Raw genomic sequence first — 2,083 nt, 5'->3', positions numbered from 1 at the left:
AATAGGCGATCGCATACCTGTCAACCTGTTAAAATTGATGAGGAGAGCGTTAATCAAGAAATACGATGTTTTACCCTCGACTTAGCGGCGATCGCTATGTGAACCCATTCACGAGCTTTGGTTTTAAGCGTCTATTTGGAACTGAGTCGAATAAAAATATATTGATTGACTTCCTTAATGTAATTTTACCGTCTCACCATCAAGTTAAAGATCTCACCTATTGCAGCACTGGCAACACCCCCCTTGATCTCAATCTTTATTGTCAAAGTGAAAATGGCGAAAGGCTCATTGTCGAGATGCAAAAAGCCAAACATAATTATTTCAAATACCGTAACATTTACTTTTCTTCATTTTCAACTCAAGAACAGATAGAAAAGGGGAATTGGAATGACAAAATCACTCCAGTTTATATGATTGGTATTTTAGACTTCGTTTTTAATGAAAATAAGAATGATGACAATTTTTTCTACATCGTTGAGCATGATTGTCAAGAAAAGCTCAAATTTATTTATCTGGAATTACCGAAGTACAACAAAACAATCGATCGACTAAACGACCATTTGGATAAGTGGCTATTTTTACTCAAACATCTACCTGACTTAAAAGATCCGCCTATCCCGTTACAAGAAAATATATTCATGCAACTGTTTGAAATTGCAAAGATTACCAACTTTTCTCAAACAGAAATGGCGGCTTATGAAAACAGTTTAAAGTACTACCGAGACATGAATTGTGTAATTGAAACAGCTAGAGAAGAAGGTATAAAGAAAGGAAAAGCTCAAGTTATACAAGAAGGTATGCGATCGCTTCTATTTAAACAACTTGCTCGCAAATTAGGAACTCTACCCGATGAGACTAGGATTTTGCTGAATCAGCTTTCACTAGAGCAGTTAGATGAGTTGAGTGAAGCTTTGTTTGAGTTGGGCAATATCGAAGATCTACACAATTTGCTCGAAAATATTTGATAGCTTAGGTTTAAAGTGTTTTTCAATAGATGAGGGGCGATCTCTGGTTGGTTAGATTAAGGGGCGATCGTCTCATAAACATACATTAAGCGTCCATTCAAACGTACAATCAACGCACAATTTTCTGTTGATTTGAATAATAGTTAGATTTTATTATGGACGAAACTAGAATTGTTAAACCAAAATTAATTTTAATGAAAAATTCAGATGATAACAATAAAAAGAATTTCCCATTGTGGGTAAATTTTTTAATTGTCTTCGGTATTATTGGTGTACTAGCAGCGATCGCCTTGCCTAGCTTTTTCAATCAATCAGCTAAAGTTAAGGCTACATTTATGAGGATGAGCATTGCTGGACTCATGAAAACACAAGCAGAGAACTATAAGAAGACAGGTAGATTTTTTGCCCCAAATGAATTATCAGTCAGTATGGCCTCAACTCTTGACAAGGATAATTCTTATGAACTTCAAATTTCTCTTAAAAGTAATACTGTTGCTCTCGTAACAGCAACTCCGAGAAGAGATGGATTGGTAAGTTATACGGGTATCAATTTTCGTGATTCTTACTGGATTTGCCAAAGCCTACAGCCTTCTAGAACACCACCTCAAGTCGATAGAACCGATTTTACGGCTGTAGAATGTCCTGTTGGCTCAACAGTTCTAGAATAAGGACATTCCCATAATACTCAAAAAACTAACGAGCATGGCAAGATCTAAATCGAGTTTAATAAGTTCCGCAGTCTCATTTCTAATACTAGGCGGCATCGCATCTTTTGCTTCAGGCAGGGTGACTTGCCTATTCACTGAATGTTATTTAGTTATAAGTGGCAGCTCAATATTTGATGCAAAGGGAGTAAAGTTGGATCAAGGCGTTGCGTCCATCATTCAAAATGCTCCTATTCCCCTTTTTGGCATTGGCGGTGCATTCCTAATTGCGGGTTTAGTCAAAGCTGACGATCCAAAAGATTAACTTCGCTCATGTGGGTAAATAGGTGAAAGGAGGGACAAGAAGACGGCGGAGGAAGTCAAAATCAATCCAACGTAAATTGTAAGCCCACTCAAACATGGCTACATAGAGATGCAGATACTTTTTATGGATACCGCGAAATGGACGAACAA

3 protein-coding genes are annotated in these 2,083 nt (G+C 37.2%); 2 read left to right on the top strand and 1 reads right to left on the bottom strand.

Annotated elements, in window-relative coordinates:
* The first annotated feature begins 65 nt into the window (after positions 1–65).
* On the top strand, positions 66–965 hold the full coding sequence (locus H6F44_RS22685; RefSeq protein WP_190353349.1) for an Rpn family recombination-promoting nuclease/putative transposase: 900 nt from the start codon (positions 66–68) through the stop codon (positions 963–965).
* A gap of 155 nt (positions 966–1,120) precedes the next feature.
* Complete coding sequence (locus H6F44_RS22680; protein WP_190353348.1) at positions 1,121–1,633, top strand: type IV pilin protein; 513 nt, start codon at positions 1,121–1,123, stop codon at positions 1,631–1,633.
* Here H6F44_RS22680 and H6F44_RS22675 read toward each other — a convergent pair.
* A complete protein-coding gene (locus H6F44_RS22675; protein ID WP_190353347.1) occupies positions 1,625–1,768 on the bottom strand; it encodes a hypothetical protein in 144 nt (47 codons plus the stop codon). The genes H6F44_RS22680 and H6F44_RS22675 overlap by 9 nt on opposite strands.
* Between the last annotated feature and the right edge of the window lie 315 nt (positions 1,769–2,083).

It is taken from the genome of Pseudanabaena cinerea FACHB-1277 (assembly GCF_014696345.1).
Lineage (GTDB): Bacteria > Cyanobacteriota > Cyanobacteriia > Pseudanabaenales > Pseudanabaenaceae > Pseudanabaena > Pseudanabaena cinerea.
Note: the sequence above shows the minus strand (reverse complement) of the source record. Positions and strands in the feature narration are given on the sequence as shown.

What these genes read in the sequence shown, in the direction of transcription:
- H6F44_RS22680 (WP_190353348.1), top strand. Translation starts at nt 1,121, where the DNA reads ATGGACGAAACTAGAATTGTTAAACCAAAATTAATTTTAATGAAAAAT.
- H6F44_RS22685 (WP_190353349.1), top strand. Translation starts at nt 66, where the DNA reads ATGTTTTACCCTCGACTTAGCGGCGATCGCTATGTGAACCCATTCACG.